Genomic DNA, 20,077 nt, shown 5'->3' on the forward strand with positions numbered 1-20,077 from the left:
GGCGCGGCGGCATCACCAGTGCAGGTCGACCACGACGGGCCGGTGGTCCGACACCGGTACTCGTGGGGCACCTGAAGCGACCGGGGCGCACCGAGATGTCCCGGAGACGAGCACATGGTCGAACTGGACCAGGGGTCGGTGCGAGGGATACGTCCGTACGCGGGCCAGGTCCCGCCAGCCGTCCGGCCCCGACGCCCGACGCGCGCGACCGGCCACGGGGGCGACCAACTCGGCGGTGTTGAGCACGAGTCGGGGAATCGGTCCGATCAGGTTGAAGTCCCCCAGCAGGACGTGCGGCCGGGGCAGATCGGCGATCCGGTCGCGTACGGCGAGCAGTTGCCGGATGTTCCACCCGGGGACGAACGAGAGGTGCACGGCCACCACCGTCAACTCCCCGTGCTCCGCCCCGATGACGGCGGCCAGTGCGGCGCGTGGCTGGTCGCGGGCCACCGTGAGGCCGGGCCTGCCGGGCACCCGCAGCGGCATGGCCAAGGGGGCCGGCGCGAACCGTATGGCGCGCCACTCCCGCACGGGCAGCCTGGACAGCAGCGCGATGCCGTGCGAGGGCACATCGTCTCGCGCCGGATCATCGTGCGGACCGTGGACCCGCAGGGCCGGCTGGGACGGGTCGAGCACCCAGCCTTTGCCCGGCACGGCCTGCCCATGGACAGCCGACGCGTACCGCCACTCGGGGGCGCCGGCCGCTTCGGCGGCGACGCGGGCCTGATCCACGTCCCCCGACCGCTCCTGGAAGCGGTCGACCTCCTGCAGTGCCAGGACGTCCGCGCCGAGGCCCGTGACGGCGTCGGCCAGGGGACGCCCGGCCTGCGCGGGCGGGACGGAAACGGGACGGCCGTCCTCGAGTGTCCGGCCGTGCAGCACATTGAAGGTCGCGAACCGCATCGAGGAGCACGGTACGTGGCGCACCGTACGCCTGCACACCTATTCGGTCGCTCGCTTCCAGGTGCGGTCGAGGAAGTCGGCGATCAGCGGCGCGATGTCCGGCAGGTGTGTCTCGAGGGCGAAGTGGCCGGTGTCGAAGAGGTGGAGTTCGGCGTCGGGGAGGTCGCGGAGGTAGGCGTGGGCGCCGGGTTCGGTGAAGAAGGGGTCGCCGGTGCCCCAGAGGACGAGCGCGGGCGGGGTGTGCCGGCGCAGCCACGCCTGCCAGTCGTCGTAGCGCTCGACGTTGGTGCGGTAGTCGAAGATCAGTGACTGCTGGGCGTCCTTGCGGCCCGGCAGATCGAGGAAGTGCTGATCGAGGGTCCAGCCGTCCGGGGCGAGGAGATCGGTGTCGGGGACGCCGGTCTCGTACTGGCCGCGGGTGCCGGCGAGGCTGAGGACGTCGCGGATCGCGTCCTGGGCGCCGGGCGTGTGGGGAGTCAGCCCGACCAGGCCGCGCGCCGTGTCCGAGAGACCTTCCTCGTAGGCGTTGCCGTTCTGCACGACCAGGCCCGCGATCCACTCCGGGTGCCGTTCGGCGATGCGGAAGCCGACGGGGGCGCCGAAGTCGAAGACGTACATGACGAACCGGTCGAGTCCGAGGCTTCGTACGAAGCCTTCGGTGATGTCGGCGAGCCGGTCGAAGGTGTAGACGAAGCCGTCCGGTGTCCGGGTGTGGCCGAAGCCGGGGTAGTCGGGGGCGATGAGCCGGTAGTGCGAGCCGAGCGCGTCGATGAGGCGCCGGAACTGGTGGGAGCCGGACGGGAATCCGTGCAGGAGAAGGAGGACGGGTGCGTCGGCCCGGTCGGGGACGGACTCCCGGTAGAAGACGCGGACGTCGTCGACCTCCACGTGGCGGTGGACCGTGCGAGCGATGGCACCAAGCATGTCTAATCCTTTGTTCGCCCTGTTGTACATTAGGTGTAACGGAGGGCGATCTAATGTGTCAAGACTTCGATGTACCATTAGCGGCATGAGTGATCTCGTGCCGCTGACCGGAGAGCCGCTGGCCCTGGACCTGGTCAACACGCGCCCGTCCACGGGCGATCTGCTCGCCTCCCCGGACGACCTGCGGCAATGGTGGACCTTGCAGGCCGCCCGCCTCCCGGACGAGGTGCCGCAGGAGATCCGTGCCGACGACCTGGCCGCCGTACGCGCCGTACGCGAGCACACCGCCCGCGCCCTGGACCACGTCCGCAGAGGCGACGAGCCCCCGGCCGCCGATCTGCGAGCACTCAACGAGGCCCAGCGCGCCGCACCGGCGATCAGCGAGCTCGGCTGGACCGGATCGGCCGTGGGTGTGGTCCGCCGACGCGAGGGCTCACCGGGCCTGCGGCTCGCGGCCTGCCTCGCGGAAACCGCCGCCGACCTGTTCGTCGACCCGGCGGTGACGACGATCCGGGAGTGCGAGGCCGACGACTGCGTGATGCTGTTCCTGCCCACCCACCCACGCCGCCGCTGGTGTTCGGCCGCCCGCTGCGGCAACCGCGTGCGCGTCGCCCGCCACTATCAGCGCCACAAGACCGCGGAGCCGCGCCGCCCAGGCACCCGGTAACAGGGCGTTTCAGGTCGCCTGCGTGGCCAGCCTGTGCAGAGCCCGCACGGCAGGTGATCCGGGGTCGGCCGTGATCAGGACGACTTCCTGGTCGTCCTCGGGCACGAGCAGGACGTCGCAGTTCAACCGCAGCGTGCCGACTTCGGGGTGGTCCAGGGTCTTGGTGCGGTGCCCGGGTGCGTGGACCGGACGTGTCTGCCAGATCTGCCGGAACTCCTCGCTGCCGGCGTGCAGTTCGGCCAGCAGGGCGGTCACCTGCGGGTCGTGCGGGTAGCGGTCGGCGGCCCGGCGAAGCCGCGCCACCACGATGTGCCCGAACTCCTCGGCGCTGGAGCTCTCGTACATCCGTCCCTGGCCCAGGAAGCGGCGCCGGGCCAGGTTCGTCGTCCCGCGCGCGAGGTCGCCGCCGAGCAGTGCCTGGGCCAGCGGGTTCCAGGCGACGACGCCGTACGCCGCGTCAGTGACGATGGCGGCGGTCTCCGGCAGCCGCTCCAGCATCCGGGCCACGTGCGGGCGCACCCGCCCCACGGCGTCGCCGGCGGGCGGCGGGCTCGATCCCGCCAGGCGGAAGAGGTGGCTGCGCTCGGCCGGCGTGAGCCGCAGGGCCTGGGCCAGCGCGTCCAGGATGCGGGGCGATGGCCGCGGTCCCCGGGCCTGCTCCAGGCGCGTGTAGTAGTCGACCGACATGTGGGCGAGATCCGCGACCTCTTCCCGGCGCAGGCCCGGTGTGCGGCGGGCCGTGCCCGTCGTCGTCAGGCCGATCTCGTGCGGGCGCAGGCCCGCTCGGCGGTCCCGCAGGAAGCGGGCCAGTTCCTGCCGCGCCATGCCACCTCCGGCCGCTTGCCTGGTACAGGTTGTCCCTGGCAGGGCGCCCACGGCCAGGGGACCGTTGTTCCCATGAACGATCGCACAGCTTTGGTCACCGGTGCCAACAAGGGCATCGGCAAGCACATCGCCCGGCTGCTCGCGGCCGAGGGCCTCACCGTGTACGTGGGCTCCCGCGACCCCGGGCACGGACAGCGGGCGGTCGAGGAGATCGGTGCCGGCGCCCGGCTGCTGGTCCTCGACGTGACGGATCCCGACGGCATCGCACAAGCCGCGGCCCAGGTGGAACGCCTGGACGTGCTGGTCAACAACGCCGGCATCTCACCGTCGCTCGCCTCGCCGGCCGACACTCTCGTCGAGGAATACCGGCGCACCTACGAGACCAACGTGTTCGGGGTGGCGGCGGTGACCAATGCCTTTCTGTCCGCCCTGCGCCGGTCCCCGCAGCCCCGCATCGTCAACGTCTCCAGTGGCACCGCGTCGCTGACCTGGAGCACGAACCCCAACCCCCAGTTCACCCCGGGAAGCGGCAACGGTGCCGCCTACCGGTCGTCCAAGGCCGCACTCAACGCCCTCACCGTCTTCTACGCCCAGACGCTGGCCGAGGACGGCTTCAAGGTCAACGCGCTCGCCCCCGGCCTGCGGGCCACCGATCTCAACCCCCGGGCCGCGGCTGCCGGCGGCGACCCGGCCGAGGCCGCCCACGGTGCCCTCCGCCTGGCCCTGCTGCCGGACGACGGCCCCACCGGTGGCTTCTTTTCCTGGGACGGAACGCCCGTGCCCTGGTGAGGGGTGACCAGGCATGGGGGCCGACTTGTCCGCGCGACCTCTGACGGGGACTCATGCGGCCGTGGTCCCCCGCGTCTTGGCCTGGCGCACCCCGCGCAGTGCGCCGGACCAGGCGATCACCTGATCGAGCATGGTGCTCACGACGGTGTCGAGGCCCTCCTGGGGAACGAACGTGCCGGTGTGGAAGGAGGGGTGTGTCGAGATGGTGGGCTGGGCGCGGACCGTGGCCACCTGGAGTTCCGCGAGAACGAGCCGCAGCGCCTCGGCGGCCCGTGCCCCGGCGACCCAGCCGCCGTAGCTGATGATCCCGGCGGCCTTGTCGTTCCACTCCCGGTAGACGTAGTCCAGGGCGTTCTTCAGGGCTCCGGGGTAGGAGTGGTTGTACTCGGGGACGAGGAAGACGTAGCCGTCGAAGCTGTCGACGAGGGCGCCCCAGGCGCGGGTGTGGTCGTGCTGGTACTGCTGGAGGTTCGGGTTGCCGGGCTCGTCGAGGTTGCCGAGGTCGTGGCCGGCGAGGTCGACGAGTTCGTACTCGGCTCCACCGTGGGCGCGGGCGGCTTCCAGCGCCCAGGCGGCGATCTGGTCGCCGCGGCGTCCGGGACGGGTGCTTCCGAGGATGAGTGCGATGCGGAGTGTCATGGTGGCCCCTCCCGGAGAGTTGATGCGTCAACTCTAGGTCGAGGTGAGTTGAAGTGACAACTCCGCTGGTCGCGCTATCCTCGACGACATGACGGAGACTCGATCGCTGGACCCTGAGGAGTGGGAGTTCTGGGACACCTGGATGCGCGCGCAACGTCTGCTCATCAGGGAGCTGGAGCGTGGCCTGCAGCGTGACTGCGATGTCTCGAAAGCCGAGTTCAGCGTGCTGGTGACGCTGATGCGGGCCGGCGGTGGCCGCGAGATGCGTGTCGGTGAGCTCTCCGAGTCGCTCGACTGGGACAAGAGCCGCGTCTCGCATCAGCTGACGCGCATGGAAAAACGCGGCTTCGTCGAACGCACGCAGTACGGGGCCGATGGCCGTCGCACGGGGGTAGGGCTGACAGCCGAGGGGCGCCGTGCCGCCCAGGGTGCCCTCCTCGTGCACGGCGGCAACATCCGCCGCCACTTCCTCGACTCACTGACCCCCGAGCAGACCTCGGTCATCCGGGCATGGAGCGAGCAGGCAGTCGAGCGCCTCGAGCGGCACCGCAGCGAGGCGCCCGGCGACGACGCGGCCTAGCGGCGCCCTTCGGGCGGTCGCTTCGGCGCGTCAGGGCGGTGCAGGTCGGAGGGGTCGCGCTGTCAGCAGGCCGTGCCCCTCGGGACGAACGTCAGGCGGGTGTGGTCCGTTGCCTCCAGGGCCTGGTGGTAGGTCGCGCTGTCGACCCGGAACCAGACGTCGTCCCTGGCCTTGTCGCCACCGACGTCGTCGAGGCGCACGCACCAGCGTTCCGGCCGGACGACCCGCCGGTACGTCTCCGTGCCGCTGCGGACGTTCTTGCAGGTCCGCGTCCGCTCGGTGGTGTACCAGGTGCGTGTCTTCCGCCTGCTGCCCGTGCCCGACGTGGAGGTGTGCCTGACCCGTGTGGTGGTGGACGCGCACTTCCTGACCATGTGGGGCCTGGTCGCCCTCGACGTCTTCACCGGGAGGTGGCGGACGGTGTCCCGGAGGCCGGAGACCGTGTCGCTCCGGGAGGTGTTCTCCTCAGAGGAAACGTCACTGCTGTGGGTGACGGTGTGACCCGGCGGTTCGGCATCGGACCGTCCGCTGCCGCATGCGGCGAGCCCCAGGAGGAGCATCGTCGTTGCCCCGACAGCCATCAGGCCTCGCGTGTTCACCATGTCTCCCTGGGAGGTCGCCGGACACCGCCGCGGCGTGCCGGGCGAGCACAGCGGATGGCTCGGCCCGCATCAGAGTCACGGCGTGAGCATGGTCTGCGCTGCGGCAACGGCAGCGTAGACGATCACTCGCGGGCACGGTAAGCCGGGGCAGCCGGGCCCGGCCTCGGCTCACCAGGTCACGGAGGACGGCACAGGTGCCCTGTCCGGTCAGTCGCGAGGGGGCAGCACCGTGTCCGACGGGTCCAGATGGAGGTGGTGGTCGAGCCTTGCCCGCAGTGCCTCGGTGTCGCGGTGGTCGAGTTTCTCGAAGAGGGCCAGGGACCGGGTCCAGGCGTCGCGGGCGTCACGCGGGTTGCGTGCCGCGTAGTGGGTGTCGCCGAGGTGCGCCAGGATGTCCGCCTCGTAGTAGAGGTCGCCGACCTGGTGGAAGAGGGCCGCGGCCTTCTCGTAGCAGGCGGCGGCCTCGCCGTGCTCGCCGAGGTGGTGGTGGGCGAAGCCGAGGGTGTCCCAGGTGTGGGCCTCACCGGAGACGTGGCCGGTGTCGCCGATGAGGGCCAGCGCCTGTTCGCAGTGGTCGATGGCCTGCCGGTATTCGCCCATCTGCACGTGGTCCCAGCCGACGTTGTTGAGCGCCAGGGCCTGCCAGGCGCGGTCCCCGGCGGCGCGGAAACCCCGTACGGCCCGCTGCGAGTACGCCATCCCCTCGGCGGCCCGGCCCCGCTGGGTGCAGACCCTGCCGAGGGCGAGGTGGGTGTGGGCCGCGCCCAACCGGTCGCCGATGCGCTGGTAGAGGCCCGCGGCGCGCTCGAGGTGGGTGCGGGCCTCGTCGGGACGTCCGAGGGCCGCTTCGGCGTTGCCGATGTTGCGGTGGGCGCATGCCTTGCCCGCCTCGTCGCCCGCCCTTCGGGCTGCGGCCAGGCCGGCCCTGTGGGTGCCCGCCCAGTCGGACCACAGCACCTTCCGCTGGTGATACGGCGTCAGCGCCGCCGCCAGCTGCCAGACGTGACGGTCGAAGCCCTCCCGGTCCGCCCGGTCGACGGCGGCGAGGAGCACCGGATGCTCGGCGGTGAACCAGGCCATGGCCGCCTCCCGGTCGGCCGGCTCCTCGGGCGTCACCCCGGGCTGGGCGGGGGAGGGGTGGACGAGATCCGCGGGCGGACCGAGGAGGCGCTGGGCGTGCAGCGCGGTGAACAGGTAGTGGTCGAGGACGCGGTGTGCCGCCCGGCGGCGGTCGGCGTCGCCCTCCTCGGTGCGGGCGAGTTCGGCGGCGTAGGCGCGGAGCAGGTCGTGCGAGGCGTAGCGACGCGGCAGGTGCTCGGTGAGCAGATGGGTTCGGGTCAGTTCGGCCAGTGGGGCTCGGATCCGCGCGGGCGGCACGCCGGCCAGGCTCGCGGCGGCCGCGGCCGAGATGTCCGGTCCGGGATGCAGGCCGAGCAGCCGGAACAGCCGCCGGCCGGCGGGGCTGAGGGCCGCGTAGGACCAGGAGAACACGGCCCGCACCCGCGTCGCGGAATCGCCGCCGTCCAGGGCGTCCAGGCGGCTTCCGCTCTCGCGCAGTTCGTCGGCGAGGACCGCGAGCGGAATGCGGGGCTCGGCGGCGGCACGGGCGGCGAGGACGGCGAGGGCCAGCGGCAGACCGGCGCAGCGGGCGACGATCTCCGCGACGGCGTCGGGCTCGGCGGCGATCCGGGGGGCGTCGAGGCGGTCGGCCAGCAGGGACCGGGACTCCTCCGGCGTCAGGACGTCGACGGAGAGCAGGCGCGCGCCTTCGACGGCGGCCAGGCTGGTGAGCCGGTTGCGGCTGGTGACCAGCGCCAGACAGCCGGGCGTGCCGGGCAGCAGCGGTCTGACCTGCTCGGCGTCCCGCGCGTTGTCGAGCACGATCAGCACCCGCCGGTCTGCCAGCAGGCTTCGGTAGAGGGCCGCCTGCGACTCCGGGCTCGGAGGGATCCGGGCGGCGGGCACGGCGAAGGCGTCCAGGAACCCGCGCACCGCCTCCCACGGGTCCATGACGGTCCCGCCGGCGTCGAAGCCCCGGAGGTTGACGTAGAGCTGCCCGTCGGGGAACGACTCCCGCACCCGGTGCGCCCAGTGCACGGCCAGCGTGGTCTTGCCCACTCCGGCCGTGCCCGACACGGCCGATATGACCACCGGGGCCGGGTGCCGGGCGCTGTCCAGGAGCGCGTCGAGCTGCGCGAGTTCCGTGTGACGGCCGGTGAAGCCGCGTACGGCGACGGGAAGTTGAGCCGGCACGGTGCCCCGCTGCGGTCCGGGCGCCGGTGGAGGCACCGGCACGGTGGGCTGCGGCGGGGCGGAAGGGGGAAGGTTCCCTCGCAGGATGGCCTGGTGGGTCTCGCGCAGTGCCGTCCCGGGATCCGTGCCCAGTTCGTCCGCCAGCCGGCGCTGCATGGAGGCGTAGCACTGCAGGGCTTCGGCGTCCCGCCCGCTGTCGTGCAGGGCCCGCATCAGCGTGTCCGCCAGGGGTTCGACGAGGGGGAAGTCGTCGAGGAGGGTGGACAGCGGTCCGATCGTCGCCGCGGGGGCGCCGAGCCGCGCCTGGGCGCGGGCCCATTCGATGGTCGCGTCCACCTGCTCACGCCGCCATGCCTGCCGCATCTGCTCGGCCCACGGGCCGTCCAGACCGCTGAGCGGTTCGCCCCGCCACAGTCCCAGCGCCTCGCCGAGCAGCGCCGCCCGCTCGCTGTCCGGCACGCGGGTCTCACGGGCCCGGTCGACCAGGTGCCGGAAGCGGTGCACGTCGACCTGTTGCCGGTCGGCCTGCAGCACGTATCCGTCCGACCGGCGGGTCAGCCGCACCGCTTCACGGGAGGCGTCGGCCGCGCGGTCGCAGGCGTGCCGGATCCGGGTGATGTGGGCGTAGAGCGAACGCCGGGCGCCTTCGGGAGGGTCGGTGCCCCAGACCCGGCCGACCAGGACGTCCACGCCGACCGGTCGGCCGGTGTCCACGGCCAACGCGGCCAGGACGGTGCGCCGTTGGGGCGGGCCGACGTCCACCGCAGCGTCCCCCACGGCGAGTTCGACCGGACCGAGTAAGCGCAGCCGCACCATCGCATCCCCTCAGAACGCACACCGTTCCCGCAGATTCTGCTCACAACCGCGGTGCCGCGACAGCTTGATCGGGCCACATCACCGGCTTGGCGCGAAGCGGTCGTCGGCACGCTGGCAGGGAGCGCGCCGCGCCGGGTCAGGGGTGAGGGACGAGCAGCACGGGACTCTCCGCCTGACAGACGGCGGCGTGGGCCACCGCGCCGAGCGAGGAGGCGACGCGGTGGCCGAGGACGGTGAGAGCCGCGTGCCGGGTGGCGGCGGTGACGGCGCAGGCGGGGACGTCCTCCAGGCAGACCTCCTCCACCCGTACGTCCGGGAATTTCCGTCGCCAGGGCACCAGGGCCTCCGTGAGCAGACGTTCGGCGTGGCGAGTGCGGGCCGAGGGGCCGTACGGCCAGGGCGTGACCGGATGGGGCCCGACGGGGGAGGGGGGAATCCATACGTACAGAGCCCGCAGCGGTATGTGGCGCAGCGCCGCCTCCTCGAAGGCGATGGCCGTGCTCAGGTCGTCGTGGCTGTGGCCGGCATCCAGTGCGAGCACGACCGGGGCGCCGCGCACGCGCCGCTCGCCCTGACGGGAGGGGGACCGTACGAGGGTGACGGGGAAGCCGGCCCGCGCGGCGATGCCGGCGCTGGTGGAACCGAGCGGGGACGAGGAGGTGGTGCCCAGGCCGCGTGAGCCGAGGACGAGGAGTTCCGCGTCCTCGCCTGCGCCGAGCAGCGCCTGCGTCGGTGGGGCGTTGAGCACGTGCGTACGGACGGTCAGCCAGGGGTGACGGGTGCGCAGGCGCTCGGCGGCCAGGTCGAGGCAGCGCAGGGCCCAGCGGCGGCGCGCGGCCGACTGCGAGGCGCTGACGCGGCTGCCGTTCGCCGGTGGCCAGGCGGCGACCAAGTGGAGTTCGGTGCAATGGAGTTCGGCTTCCCAGGCGGCCCAGGAAGCTGCGGCGAGACTGGCGACGCTGCCATCGATTCCGGCGGTGACGGGGCGGGGCATGATCACGCACCTCTTGTCGTGGGAGCGGTCCGGGTCCCGGGCAGGGCCCGGAACTCCAGCTTGTCTTCCGGTCCGGACGGCACACGAGGACTCTTGGGACCTGTTCTGAGGCCGTATGGCCCTGGATGAGGGGCGCGAAGGCAGGGCGGCGAATGACAACTCCCCCCAGGAGTCAGGGGTGAAGGACGACCTTTCCCGCGACGGTCCCGGACTCGGCCAGTCGCATCGCCTCGGCGACCTGGCTGAGGGGCAGTTCGGCGGCGATTCGTGCGGTGATCTCGCCGCGCTGCAGGGCGTTGAACACCTCGGTGAGGTCGGCGCGCAGGCGGGCGCGGAAGCGGCCGGTGCTGAGGGCGCGGCCGGCCCAGACGTTGAAGAAGTAGGCGTGGCGGCGGTTGGGCAGGGCGTTCCACAGCCATACGCGGCCGAGCAGCTTGAGGACGGGCCACTGCTTGGAGCCTTCGTCGTCCCGGGTGGAGGCGCTGCCGTAGGCGACGAGCGTTCCGCCGGGCGCGAGCAGGCGCCAGGAGTCGACGATGCCGCGGCCGCCGACGTGGTCGAAGACGGCGTCGACACCGGCCGGAGCGATTCGGCGGACGCTGTCGGGGATGTTCTCGGTGCGGTAGTCGATCGGTGTCACCCCTTGTTCCCGCAGGGCGGTGTGATGGCGTGCGGAGGCGGTGCCGATCACCTTCGCTCCGGCGGCGTGGGCGAGTTGGACGAGGACGGAACCGACGCCGCCGTTGGCGCCGTGCACCAGGACGGTCTGCCCGGCGCGGACGCGGGCCTTGCGGTGCAGCATCTGCCAGGCGGTGATGCCGTTGATCACCACGGTCTCGGCCTCCGCCGCGCTGATGCCGTCCGGCACCGGCACCACGTCCGCGGCGTCGACGGCGACGTGGCTGGCCCAGCCGCCGACCTTCAGCAGCGCGGCCACCCGGGTGCCGGCCAACCCGGAGGGGACGCCCTCCCCGGTCTGCGCGACGGTGCCGACCACGTCGTAGCCGGGGACGAAGGGGAAGGGCGGCTGGTCGTAGTAGCGGCCCCGGCGCATCTGCTGCTCGGCGAAGGAGACGCCGGTCGCCTCCATCCGGATGACGACCTGGCCCGGTCCGGCGACCGGGACGACGCCCCGGTGGACCTGGAGCCCCTCCGGTTCCACCTTGCCCGGCAGTACGACCTCGACCCGTGTGCCCGCGTTCATGACGACCTCCGTCGACTCGGCGCCGGTTAGTGGCTGGCGCGTTCGTTAGAAGTTATAACCAGTCGTTCGCGTGACAGTCAAGAGCGTTCGTAATAGGGTCTAACTCGGAGGGTGCGGTGAAGGCCCTCGTACTGCTCTCCGAGGCCGGAGGCCGGACGACAGAAGGGACGCGCACGTGACCGTCGCGGGCAAGGAGACACCACGCGAGCGCTACCGGGCCCAGCTGCGGGCCGAGGTGAAGGAACGCGCCTGGGAGCAGATCGCCGCGGCCGGGGCTCCGGGACTGTCCCTCAACGCCATCGCCAAGCAGATGGGGATGAGCGGCCCCGCGCTCTACCGGTACTTCGCCGGCCGGGACGAACTGATCACCGAACTGATCCGCGACGCCTACCGCAGTCTCGCCGACACCGTCCGCGCCGCGGCCGTACCGGGCGCGGATCTCGCCCGACTCGGCCGCGCACTGCGGACCTGGGCCCTGGAGGACCCCCAGCGGTACTTCCTCCTCTACGGCACCCCGGTGCCCGGCTATCACGCTCCCGAGGACATCACCGAGATCGCCTCCGAGATCATGGAATGCCTCCTGGACGCCGCCCAGGCGGACGGCGCCGCGGCGGACACCCCGACCGACGCCCCGCTCGAAGCCCACCTCGCCGAACACCGGCGGTGGGCGGCCGGCCATCCCGCACCCCCACCCGCCCTGCGCCGCGCCCTGCTCTTCTGGACCCGCCTGCAGGGCGTCCTCTCGCTGGAGCTGGCGGGCCACTTCACCGGCATGGGGTTCGACCCGGAGGAGCTGTACGAGAGTGAGCTGCGGCATCTGACCCGGTGACCGCCTCCGACCCCGACGCGTGCGGTCACTCGCGGTGCGAGTCGGACCCCGCGCGGCCATGGACGGCGTGCGCGGGGTCCGGTCTGTCAGACGACGGTCAGGTCATGCCTTGCCCGGGGTGACGACCCATCTGCCGTGGACCCAGTGGCCGGCCTTCTCGTAGCCGGAGCGGAAGGAGCCGAGCCAGTTCAGCGTCAGGCCGGCCTCGGCCGTGGACCTGACCGGGGTGTAGCGGGAGGGGCTGTCGGCCGAACCGCCGGTGGTGTTCTCGGCGACGTAGGGGAAGGGGTAGACCGGGCGGGAGGACACGGTCGTGCCGTTGCTGTCGACCGCCTTGGTCAGCAGGCTGTCCGGTGCCCGGTCCTCGGTGACCCAGTCGACGATCGCGGTCAGCGCGTCCAGCTTGTCCGGACCCTGGCCGCCGCCGCAGTGGGCGACGCCAGGGAGGAGGAAGAGCCGGGCGAAGGTGCTGGTGGCCGCCGCTCCGCCCATCGTCTTCTGGACGGCCTTGTAGTACGCCATGGTGCCCACGGCCGGGATGTGCTGGTCGCCCAGACCGTGCCACAGGATCAGCTTGCCGCCCGCCTTCTCGAAGGCGCTCAGGTCGGGGTCGGTGGCGTCGTACAGGCCCTCGTTGGGGCGCATGATCTTCTTGAAGTAGGCCGACTTGAACTTCACTCAGCTGGGCGTGCGGGCCTCCTGCTCCCTGCGCGGGGGCTGGGGATCGCTGGTTCGAAGGAGTGAAGAAGCCTGCTCGACGTGACCGGCTTCCGGCTCTCGGATGCCGACGGACGTCAGATGTTGAAAGAATGCACGGGTGCAGCCGCTGCCCGTTCCCTGCCCCGCTCCCCTCATCCCGGACGCCACGGGTGCCGAGGCTTTCCGGGACGCCTATCGCGAGGCGATGGCGCACGGCGCTGTATTCGTGGCCATCGAATCCGAGTCGCCCCGGCAGTGGACCGTGAAGGCGGACACGCTCACCGCCGGCTCGGACCTTGCGGTGGCCGACGCCGTGAACGAGGCCATTCGAGCCGCGATCCTCCGCCTGGTCGGCAATCGCGAGGCCGATTTCGGCGCCTACACCGGGCCGGTCTACTTCATGATGCACGGGGTGCACAACGAAGGACGGGCCCGGGAACTCGCCGCCGCACTCCACGCGGCCCTGTACGGCGACCTGGAGCCGCTGGCCCGCGCCGTCCCGTCGGGAGCCTGACGTACCCGCTCCGTGGCGACTTCGCACCACTCTTGAAGCAGTCGCCTGAATCTGGGGTGCGGGGGCCGCCGTCGGCCGCGCGATCGGGTATGCCGACGGCGGACCGCGCGAACCTTTGCTGACCTGCGCCGCATGCCCGGTGAAGGGAGGGGCACAAGGGAACGGACGAGCGCGGCTGCCCCCCGGCCGCGCGGGGGAGGGTGAGGCATGCGCATCTGGCAGGAGAACACGGAAATCGGCGCGAGGCCGGGGCAGGCAGCCCCCCTCGGCGCCACCTTCGACGGTGCGGGGACGAACTTCGCGGTGTTCTCCGAGGTGGCCGAGCGCGTCGAGCTGTGCCTGTTCGACGAGGACGGCTCCGAGGAACGCGTCCCCCTGAGGGAAGTGGACGGCTTCGTCCACCACATCTACCTGCCGGACGTCGGCCCGGGCCGACGGTACGGGTTCCGGGTGCACGGACCGTACCGGCCCGAGTCCGGTGAGCGCTGCAACCCCGGCAAACTGCTGCTCGATCCCTACGCCAAGGCGATCGAGGGCGAGATCGAGTGGAACGAGGCCCTGTTCCCGTACCACTTCGAGGACGCCGACCGTTACAACGACCTCGACTCCGCCCCGTACATGCCCAAGTCGGTGGTGGTCAATCCGTACTTCGACTGGGGCAGCGACCATCCGCTGCGGACCCCGTACCACGAGACGCTGATCTACGAAGCCCATGTGAAGGGCATGACGAACACCCACCCGGCGATACCCGAGGCGATGCGCGGCAGCTACGCGGCGCTCGCCCACCCGGCGATGATCGACTACTTCGTCAAGCTCGGCGTCACCGCGGTGGAACTGATGCCGGTCCACCAGTTCGTGCAGGACCACGCCCTGGTGGAGAAGGGCCTGTCGAACTACTGGGGATACAACACCATCGGCTTCTTCGCCCCGCACAACGCCTACAGCTCCTCGGGGCAGCGGGGCGAGCAGGTGCAGGAGTTCCGGTCCATGGTCAAGGCGCTGCACGAGGCCGGCATCGAGGTGATCCTGGACGTCGTCTACAACCACACCGCCGAGGGCAACCACCTCGGACCGATGCTGTCGCTGCGCGGGCTGGACAACGCGGCCTACTACCGGCTGTCCCCGGACGACCCGCGCTGCTACTGGGACACCACCGGCACCGGCAACAGCCTGCGGATGAACCACCCCCACACCCTGCAGCTGATCATGGACTCACTGCGGTACTGGGTGACCGAGATGCACGTCGACGGCTTCCGCTTCGACCTGGCCGCCACCCTGGCACGGCAGTTCCACGAGGTGGACCGGCTGTCGTCGTTCTTCGACCTCGTCCACCAGGACCCGGTCATCTCCCAGGTGAAGCTCATCGCCGAACCGTGGGACGTCGGCGACGGCGGCTACCAGGTCGGCAACTTCCCGCCGCTGTGGACCGAGTGGAACGGCAAGTACCGCGACACCGTACGGGACCTGTGGCGGGGTGAGGGCGGCACGCTCGGTGAGTTCGCCTCCCGTCTGACCGGCTCGGCCGACCTGTACCAGAGCGACGGCCGCCGGCCCTTCGCCTCGGTCAACTTCGTCACCGCGCACGACGGTTTCACCCTGCGGGACCTGGTGTCGTACGACGGCAAGCACAACGAGGCCAACGGCGAGGACAACCGCGACGGCGAGGACCACAACCGCTCGTGGAACTGCGGCGTGGAGGGTCCCACCCAGGACCGCGGCGTCCTCGCGCTCCGCGCCCGTCAGCAGCGCAACCTGTTGGCGACCCTGCTGCTCAGCCAGGGCGTCCCCATGATCTCGCACGGCGACGAACTCGGCCGCACCCAGCAGGGCAACAACAACGCCTACTGCCAGGACAACGAGTTGACGTGGATCGACTGGGAGAAGGCCACGGAGGGGAGCGAACTCCTCGACTTCACCCGCAAGTTGATCGCCCTGCGCCGCGACCACCCCGTCTTCCGCCGCCGGCGCTTCTTCAAGGGGCGCGTCCCCCGGGGGAGCGAGACGGAGAACAAGGACATCGGGTGGTTCACCCCCGGCGGGCAGGAGATGACGGACAACGACTGGGACACCGGCTTCGCCCGGTCCCTCATGGTCCACCTCAACGGCAAGGCCATCACCGAACCGGACCTACGGGGCCTGCCCCAGCAGGACGACTCCTTCCTGCTGCTCGTCAACGCCCACAGCCAGGCCCTCGCGTTCACGGTGCCCGACGAACTCGGCCCGTGGTGGGCGGTCGAGGTGGACACCGCCATCCCCTACACCGAGTTCCGGCCGCTGATCAAGGCCGGCAGCGAGGTGGAGGTCGAAGCCCGGTCACTGCTCGTCCTGCGTGGCCATGAGGACGCGTAGACCGTCCGGCCTCAGGTCGAGAGGGCCTGGCGCAGGGTCGGGCAGCAGTCGATGACGGTGTCGATGCCGACGATCTGCAGCACGCGCAGCACGGAGGCGGTGGGTGCGGCCAGTCGCAGCCAACCGCCGTTCTGGGCGAAGGTGTTGTGCGTGGAGATGAAGAGGTTGATGCCGGTGGAGTCCAGGAACGAGACCTGTCCGAGGTCGACCACCACCCGCAGGAGCGTGGCGTCGGGTCGGGGCAGGGCGTCGCGCAGCACCTCGGCGGAGTCGCGGTCGATCTCCCCGGCGAGGCTGATCACGTGGATGCCGTCGACGACGGTGGAGGTGGCCGACAGCCGGCCGGGGCGCCCAGTGGGGTCGACGTCGGTCATTTCTCCCTCGAACAAGACGTTGGAAATGGCACACTGAAGCGTTGGACCGAGCTGCTGCGTGAAGGATACGTGTGCTTCGTGTGTGTGGCGCAGCCATCGGCAGCAGAGCGGCTACTCGCGATCGTGCGCGGGATCGACGGGGGTCGAAGGCAGCGGTCATGGACCTCTCGCCCGTGAGGAAGGGGGAGACCACGGCGTCGGAGCAGGGGCTGGAGACCAGCATCGCGCTGGACGGTGACGGAACGTGCATCGCCCAGGCCCGGCACCTGGCCGCGGACTTTCTCACCCGCCGGGCCGGGCACGTCGCGGCGGTCTCCGCGCGCGTGGGCGAGGTGGTTCAGCTCGTGGTGAGCGAGCTGGTCACCAACGCCTACAAGTACGCACCCGGCCCGGTGATGATGGTGCTGAGGATCACCGGCGAGGCAGTGGAGGTCGAGGTGTGGGACTCCGACCGCGGGCTTCCGGAATCCCGGCCCGCTGATCCCGACCGGGTGGGCCAGCACGGCCTGGAGATCGTGAAAGCCCTCGCGACGGGCTTCGAGGTGCGGCAGGTGGCGGCCGGCAAGTGCATCGCCGTCCGGATCGCTCTGACGGACGATCCCGAGACGGCCGGACCTCCACGCCCCGGCCGATGACGACACCGCGGCCCACCGGACGTGTTCATGGCTCCAAGGCGCCCCGGCGGGGGTGATGTTGCCACTTGGGGGCATCCGGGAGAAGACACGTCAGGCAACTTCGGGAGGTACGGAATGCTCGCCATCGGCATCATTCTGCTTGTCATCGGTTTCCTCACCGGCGTCTCGATCCTGTGGACCCTCGGTCTCATCCTGACCGTGATCGGCGCCGTCCTCTGGATCATGGGTTCCACAGGGCACGCGGTCGCCGGCCGACGCCACTATTGGTGACGAGAGCCGAGAAGTCCGGGCCCACAGCCCGTCGTAGCGCGAGAGCCCCGGGAGGGGAAACAACCTCCCGGGGCTCTCGCGCGTCCGCACGGAACAACTCCCTTGATCGCCAAGGCGGAGGCGCAGCACGTTCGTCGAGCAGGCCGGCTCGCCGTGCGGGCGGGGTCGGCTGGGTTCCGGCGGGTGCCGGGCGAGAAGACGATCACTCCTCGGGGAGGACGCGCCCGACTGGCCGACAGGCATGTCCAGACACCGAAGAGCGACGGGCCGACCCCGCCAGACCTCATATTGCTGCACTCAACTTGCTGTTGCAAGTTATTAGCAATAAGGCCCGAGCGGGACGGAGACGTAACGGTCAGGGGCGCCAGGCCACCTTGAACACCCACACGTACCGGCCCGCCCTGCGCGCGGCTTCGGGTACGTCGATCACCAGCGCGCCCTTGCTCGTGGTCCAGGACAGCGGCCGGTCGTGGCCGAGCAGGGTGATCCTGTCGCCGGCACGGACGGGTACCGGCGCCTCGACGCGGAGCTTGGCACCCGGCTCGGTGAGTGAGTGGATGTAGAAGGCCTCGTCCGGGCGGACGGTGAACCGCAGATCGTCGCCGAGCTGGGCCATGCGGGACCAGTACGTGGTGTCGTAGATCGCTTCGCCGTTGGTGTGCAGCCAGCGGCCCGTCTCCCGCAGCCGGGTCTGCATGATCTCCGGGATGGTGCCGTCGGCGCGCGGGCCGATGTCGAGCAGGAAGTTGCCGTTCTTGGAGACGATGTCGACGAGACTGCGTACGACGTCCTCGGCCGTCATGTAGGCGTCGTCCGGGGTCGCCCGGTTGTAGCCGTAGCTGAAGGGATCCAGGCCGCGGCTCGACTCCCACTTGGCGACGACCGTGTTCTCGTACGTCGTGTACTCGGGCGTGGTGAAGTCGTGGAAGGCGATGCCCGACCGGTCGTCCACCGTGACGTCGATCGGACGGGCCCGGTTCTTGGCGTGGTTGAAGTACTCGGCGAGCACGTGGAGGCTGTCGTTCGCGCCGCCGATGTCGCACCAGATGAGTTCGGGGTCGTAGCCGTGGATCAGCTCCAGCATCTGCGGCGCCTGGTAGTCCCTCACGAAGTCCTTGCCGGCGGTGTATCCGGTGTACGGCACCGGCTGCAGGGTGTACGGGTTGCGCGGGGCGTGCCCCATCCAGGGGCTGTCCGGGTTGAACCACTCCGGCATCGAGAAGTAGAGCCCCCGGTGCAGCTCGGGCGCGTAGCGGCGGGAGGCGTCGAACAACTCCTTGACCAGGTCCCGTCGCGGGCCCAACTTCACCGCGTTGCGGTCCGAGACCTTGGTGTCCCACAGCGCGAAGCCCTCGTGGTGCTTGGAGGTCAGCACGTGGTACTGCGCCCCGGCGTCGCGGAACAACTCCACCCACGCGCGAGGGTCGAACTTCGCCGCGGTGAAGCGCGGGATGAAGTCGTCGTAGGCGAAGTCCTCCCCGTAGGTCTGCCGGTGGTAGGCATGGACCGCGTTGCCCGGGTCCTGCATGTGGTTCCAGTACCACTCGGCGTACTGCTTGCCCACCGGCGACCAGGCGGGCACCGAGTACACGCCCCAGTGGATGAAGATGCCGAACTTCGCGTCCTGGAACCAGTACGGCGCCTGGTGGCCGGAGAGGGACGCCTCGGTGGGCAGGTAGTCGGCCACGCCGAGCGACAGCCGGCTCCGCCGGGAAGCGGCGCGGGCACCGCGGCCGCCGACGGTCACCGACCCGTCCTGGACGGTTCCGGGAGCAACTCCCCGGCGATTGCGGATGCCTACGCGGACCCGGACCTGCTCGCCGGGGGACAGGCGCCGGATCCGGGCCGGCTCCACGGTGCGGGCCCCGGGCGCCTCGACGGCCACGGACACCCCGTCCCCGGCCAGGAGGGGGACGGTGCCCGCGTTCACGACGGTCGCCTCGACGCTCTGCGCACCGGTGGATTCCATCAGCGAGTTCGTGGAGCGGGCGTTGCGCAGCGTCAACGCCCGTCCCTGAGCGACGGGTTGGAGCGAGAGGGCGAAGACGTGCAGAGACGCCTTGTTCGGCTGCGCGGGGTTGGTGACCGGCAGAGTGAGGGCGATCGCCTCCCGCTGCGGGTCGATCCATACCTCCGACGTGCCGATGCCGACGCTGTGCGCGTCCTTGGTGCCGTCCGGGGTGTAGCGGTACGGCGCCGACAGTGAACCGCCCCCCGCGTACCAGTCGGCACCGCCGAGACCGGCCGTCGTGGTCGATCCGTCGGCGTAGTGCACGGTGGCCGTGCCGGAGGCGTTGCCGTAGCTGCCCGCGGTGAGGAAGTGCGCCGAGAGGTAGCGGCCCCTGGGCAACTCGATCCGCTGGCCGAGGGCGACGACGTTGTTCTTCGCGCCCGCCGCGGAGGAAGGGAAGCGGAAGGGGATGCCGTCCATCTCGACGGGTCCCGCGCCGAGTTCCTCCCCGGGGAAGGTGTAGCCCGAGCCGTCGAAGTCGCCGCCGCGCGCGGCGGAGGTGTCGATGCCGTCGTTGTCGTACAAGGCGTCGAGCGGGACGGGCACGGGATCGGGGACGGGAGCCCACGGCTCGGGCTCCCGTTCGGTCGGCTGGGCCGCGTGCGCGGGGGCGGCGAGGCTGAGGGGGAGGGCCGCGGCGGTGGTGATGCCTGCGGCCGCACCCAGAACCTGACGTCTTGGAGGAGTACTCATGGCGGCTCCCAATTCATCGGATGTCTGATGATTGAGGAGGTGTCGAGACCTGTCAATGGGTCCGGAACGGCGGTCAGTTGAGAAATTGGTCGGATGGGTTGCCGGTTTCTCGATCACCCCAGCGCCTGCCTCCACCTCTGGGCAGATCCGGATGCCTTCGCGGAACTCTTCGACGCGTGCGCCCGCGCGGTGTACAACCACGCCTTCCGGCTGACCGCCGACTGGTCCGCGGCCGAGGACGTCATGTCGGCCACGTTCATGGAGGCGTGGCGGCGCCGGGCCTCGGTCGACGCCGAAGGAGGTTCCCTGCGGCCGTGGCTGCTCGGCATCGCCACCAACGTCGCCCGCTCCCACTACCGCAGCAATCGCCGCTATCGCAACGCGGCGAGCGCCGCGGCCGCCGCGCACGCCGCGGAGGAGCAGGTCGAGGACCATGCCGAGGAGACCGTCGGACGTCTGGACGACCGGCGGCGGATCAACGCCACGCTGGCCGCCCTGAGTCTGCTC

General features: G+C 71.1%; 21 protein-coding genes. 10 read left to right on the top strand and 11 right to left on the bottom strand.

Annotated elements, in window-relative coordinates:
• Positions 1–12: 12 nt before the first annotated feature.
• Positions 13–903, bottom strand: a complete 891-nt coding sequence (locus tag M8J74_RS26220) for an endonuclease/exonuclease/phosphatase family protein (protein WP_249838812.1) — start codon at positions 901–903, stop codon at positions 13–15.
• A gap of 39 nt (positions 904–942) precedes the next feature.
• Positions 943–1,827, bottom strand: coding sequence for an alpha/beta fold hydrolase (locus tag M8J74_RS26225; protein WP_249838813.1), 885 nt, complete (start codon positions 1,825–1,827; stop codon positions 943–945).
• Positions 1,828–1,912: 85 nt separating this feature from the next.
• On the opposite strand from M8J74_RS26225, the gene M8J74_RS26230 reads away from it, so the two are divergent.
• Positions 1,913–2,494, top strand: coding sequence for a CGNR zinc finger domain-containing protein (locus tag M8J74_RS26230; protein WP_249838814.1), 582 nt, complete (start codon positions 1,913–1,915; stop codon positions 2,492–2,494).
• A gap of 9 nt (positions 2,495–2,503) precedes the next feature.
• On the opposite strand, the gene M8J74_RS26235 is transcribed toward M8J74_RS26230, so the two are convergent.
• On the bottom strand, positions 2,504–3,319 hold the full coding sequence (locus M8J74_RS26235) for a helix-turn-helix transcriptional regulator (RefSeq protein ID WP_249838815.1): 816 nt from the start codon (positions 3,317–3,319) through the stop codon (positions 2,504–2,506).
• Between the two features lie 72 nt (positions 3,320–3,391).
• Here M8J74_RS26235 and M8J74_RS26240 point away from each other — a divergent pair, with 72 nt between their 5' ends.
• Positions 3,392–4,108, top strand: a complete 717-nt coding sequence (locus tag M8J74_RS26240; RefSeq protein WP_249838816.1) for an SDR family oxidoreductase — start codon at positions 3,392–3,394, stop codon at positions 4,106–4,108.
• Positions 4,109–4,159: 51 nt separating this feature from the next.
• Here M8J74_RS26240 and M8J74_RS26245 read toward each other — a convergent pair whose 3' ends face one another.
• A complete protein-coding gene (locus M8J74_RS26245; protein ID WP_249838817.1) occupies positions 4,160–4,747 on the bottom strand; it encodes an NADPH-dependent FMN reductase in 588 nt (195 codons plus the stop codon).
• 88 nt (positions 4,748–4,835) lie between these two features.
• Here M8J74_RS26245 and M8J74_RS26250 point away from each other — a divergent pair, with 88 nt between their 5' ends.
• Positions 4,836–5,327: a MarR family winged helix-turn-helix transcriptional regulator gene (locus M8J74_RS26250; RefSeq protein ID WP_249838818.1), complete on the top strand. Its 492-nt coding sequence runs from the start codon at positions 4,836–4,838 to the stop codon at positions 5,325–5,327.
• Positions 5,328–5,389: 62 nt separating this feature from the next.
• Here the strand turns inward: M8J74_RS26250 and M8J74_RS26255 are convergent, their stop codons facing one another.
• Positions 5,390–5,527, bottom strand: a complete 138-nt coding sequence (locus M8J74_RS26255; RefSeq protein ID WP_249838819.1) for a hypothetical protein — start codon at positions 5,525–5,527, stop codon at positions 5,390–5,392.
• Between the two features lie 40 nt (positions 5,528–5,567).
• On the opposite strand from M8J74_RS26255, the gene M8J74_RS26260 reads away from it, so the two are divergent.
• The gene (locus M8J74_RS26260) at positions 5,568–5,828 is read left to right on the top strand and encodes a hypothetical protein (protein WP_249838820.1); all 261 of its coding nucleotides are present in this window, start codon (positions 5,568–5,570) and stop codon (positions 5,826–5,828) included.
• 308 nt (positions 5,829–6,136) lie between these two features.
• Here the strand turns inward: M8J74_RS26260 and M8J74_RS26265 are convergent, their stop codons facing one another.
• From M8J74_RS26265 to M8J74_RS26275, 3 genes are all read right to left on the bottom strand, one after another.
• On the bottom strand, positions 6,137–8,998 hold the full coding sequence (locus M8J74_RS26265) for an AfsR/SARP family transcriptional regulator (RefSeq protein ID WP_249838821.1): 2,862 nt from the start codon (positions 8,996–8,998) through the stop codon (positions 6,137–6,139).
• Positions 8,999–9,134: 136 nt separating this feature from the next.
• Positions 9,135–9,992, bottom strand: a complete 858-nt coding sequence (locus tag M8J74_RS26270) for a universal stress protein (protein WP_249838822.1) — start codon at positions 9,990–9,992, stop codon at positions 9,135–9,137.
• A gap of 172 nt (positions 9,993–10,164) precedes the next feature.
• Positions 10,165–11,196, bottom strand: a complete 1,032-nt coding sequence (locus M8J74_RS26275) for a medium chain dehydrogenase/reductase family protein (protein WP_249838823.1) — start codon at positions 11,194–11,196, stop codon at positions 10,165–10,167.
• A gap of 175 nt (positions 11,197–11,371) precedes the next feature.
• Between M8J74_RS26275 and M8J74_RS26280 the strand changes: the two genes are divergently transcribed.
• A complete protein-coding gene (locus tag M8J74_RS26280; protein ID WP_249838824.1) occupies positions 11,372–12,025 on the top strand; it encodes a TetR/AcrR family transcriptional regulator in 654 nt (217 codons plus the stop codon).
• 102 nt (positions 12,026–12,127) lie between these two features.
• On the opposite strand, the gene M8J74_RS26285 is transcribed toward M8J74_RS26280, so the two are convergent.
• On the bottom strand, positions 12,128–12,703 hold the full coding sequence (locus tag M8J74_RS26285) for a tannase/feruloyl esterase family alpha/beta hydrolase (protein ID WP_249838825.1): 576 nt from the start codon (positions 12,701–12,703) through the stop codon (positions 12,128–12,130).
• 139 nt (positions 12,704–12,842) lie between these two features.
• On the opposite strand from M8J74_RS26285, the gene M8J74_RS26290 reads away from it, so the two are divergent.
• On the top strand, positions 12,843–13,238 hold the full coding sequence (locus tag M8J74_RS26290; RefSeq protein WP_249838826.1) for a hypothetical protein: 396 nt from the start codon (positions 12,843–12,845) through the stop codon (positions 13,236–13,238).
• Between the two features lie 207 nt (positions 13,239–13,445).
• Positions 13,446–15,587 carry a glycogen debranching protein GlgX gene (gene glgX, locus M8J74_RS26295; RefSeq protein ID WP_249838827.1) on the top strand — a complete coding sequence of 714 codons (2,142 nt, stop codon included), beginning with the start codon at positions 13,446–13,448 and terminating at the stop codon, positions 15,585–15,587.
• Between the two features lie 11 nt (positions 15,588–15,598).
• Here glgX and M8J74_RS26300 read toward each other — a convergent pair whose 3' ends face one another.
• A complete protein-coding gene (locus tag M8J74_RS26300) occupies positions 15,599–15,961 on the bottom strand; it encodes an STAS domain-containing protein (RefSeq protein WP_249838828.1) in 363 nt (120 codons plus the stop codon).
• 158 nt (positions 15,962–16,119) lie between these two features.
• On the opposite strand from M8J74_RS26300, the gene M8J74_RS26305 reads away from it, so the two are divergent.
• Both M8J74_RS26305 and M8J74_RS26310 read left to right on the top strand, forming a co-directional pair.
• Positions 16,120–16,596: an ATP-binding protein gene (locus M8J74_RS26305; protein ID WP_249838829.1), complete on the top strand. Its 477-nt coding sequence runs from the start codon at positions 16,120–16,122 to the stop codon at positions 16,594–16,596.
• A gap of 114 nt (positions 16,597–16,710) precedes the next feature.
• Positions 16,711–16,866: a DUF6131 family protein gene (locus tag M8J74_RS26310; RefSeq protein ID WP_162494007.1), complete on the top strand. Its 156-nt coding sequence runs from the start codon at positions 16,711–16,713 to the stop codon at positions 16,864–16,866.
• Positions 16,867–17,221: 355 nt separating this feature from the next.
• Here the strand turns inward: M8J74_RS26310 and M8J74_RS26315 are convergent, their stop codons facing one another.
• Positions 17,222–19,570: an alpha-L-fucosidase gene (locus M8J74_RS26315; protein ID WP_249838830.1), complete on the bottom strand. Its 2,349-nt coding sequence runs from the start codon at positions 19,568–19,570 to the stop codon at positions 17,222–17,224.
• Between the two features lie 93 nt (positions 19,571–19,663).
• On the opposite strand from M8J74_RS26315, the gene M8J74_RS26320 reads away from it, so the two are divergent.
• On the top strand, positions 19,664–20,077 hold a 414-nt coding region (locus M8J74_RS26320), incomplete at its 3' end, for an RNA polymerase sigma factor (protein ID WP_249838831.1).

The organism is Streptomyces panaciradicis, from assembly GCF_023516615.1.
In the GTDB taxonomy this organism is placed as follows: Bacteria; Actinomycetota; Actinomycetes; order Streptomycetales; family Streptomycetaceae; genus Streptomyces; species Streptomyces panaciradicis.

Excerpts from the sequence above, each read along its gene's own strand:
- M8J74_RS26220 (WP_249838812.1), bottom strand. The coding sequence starts at position 903 with ATGCGGTTCGCGACCTTCAATGTGCTGCACGGCCGGACACTCGAGGAC.
- M8J74_RS26225 (WP_249838813.1), bottom strand. The coding sequence starts at position 1,827 with ATGCTTGGTGCCATCGCTCGCACGGTCCACCGCCACGTGGAGGTCGAC.
- M8J74_RS26230 (WP_249838814.1), top strand. The coding sequence starts at position 1,913 with ATGAGTGATCTCGTGCCGCTGACCGGAGAGCCGCTGGCCCTGGACCTG.
- M8J74_RS26235 (WP_249838815.1), bottom strand. The coding sequence starts at position 3,319 with ATGGCGCGGCAGGAACTGGCCCGCTTCCTGCGGGACCGCCGAGCGGGC.
- M8J74_RS26240 (WP_249838816.1), top strand. The coding sequence starts at position 3,392 with ATGAACGATCGCACAGCTTTGGTCACCGGTGCCAACAAGGGCATCGGC.
- M8J74_RS26245 (WP_249838817.1), bottom strand. The coding sequence starts at position 4,747 with ATGACACTCCGCATCGCACTCATCCTCGGAAGCACCCGTCCCGGACGC.
- M8J74_RS26250 (WP_249838818.1), top strand. The coding sequence starts at position 4,836 with ATGACGGAGACTCGATCGCTGGACCCTGAGGAGTGGGAGTTCTGGGAC.
- M8J74_RS26265 (WP_249838821.1), bottom strand. The coding sequence starts at position 8,998 with ATGGTGCGGCTGCGCTTACTCGGTCCGGTCGAACTCGCCGTGGGGGAC.
- M8J74_RS26270 (WP_249838822.1), bottom strand. The coding sequence starts at position 9,992 with ATGCCCCGCCCCGTCACCGCCGGAATCGATGGCAGCGTCGCCAGTCTC.
- M8J74_RS26275 (WP_249838823.1), bottom strand. The coding sequence starts at position 11,196 with ATGAACGCGGGCACACGGGTCGAGGTCGTACTGCCGGGCAAGGTGGAA.
- glgX (WP_249838827.1), top strand. The coding sequence starts at position 13,446 with ATGCGCATCTGGCAGGAGAACACGGAAATCGGCGCGAGGCCGGGGCAG.
- M8J74_RS26300 (WP_249838828.1), bottom strand. The coding sequence starts at position 15,961 with ATGACCGACGTCGACCCCACTGGGCGCCCCGGCCGGCTGTCGGCCACC.
- M8J74_RS26305 (WP_249838829.1), top strand. The coding sequence starts at position 16,120 with ATGGACCTCTCGCCCGTGAGGAAGGGGGAGACCACGGCGTCGGAGCAG.
- M8J74_RS26310 (WP_162494007.1), top strand. The coding sequence starts at position 16,711 with ATGCTCGCCATCGGCATCATTCTGCTTGTCATCGGTTTCCTCACCGGC.
- M8J74_RS26315 (WP_249838830.1), bottom strand. The coding sequence starts at position 19,570 with ATGAGTACTCCTCCAAGACGTCAGGTTCTGGGTGCGGCCGCAGGCATC.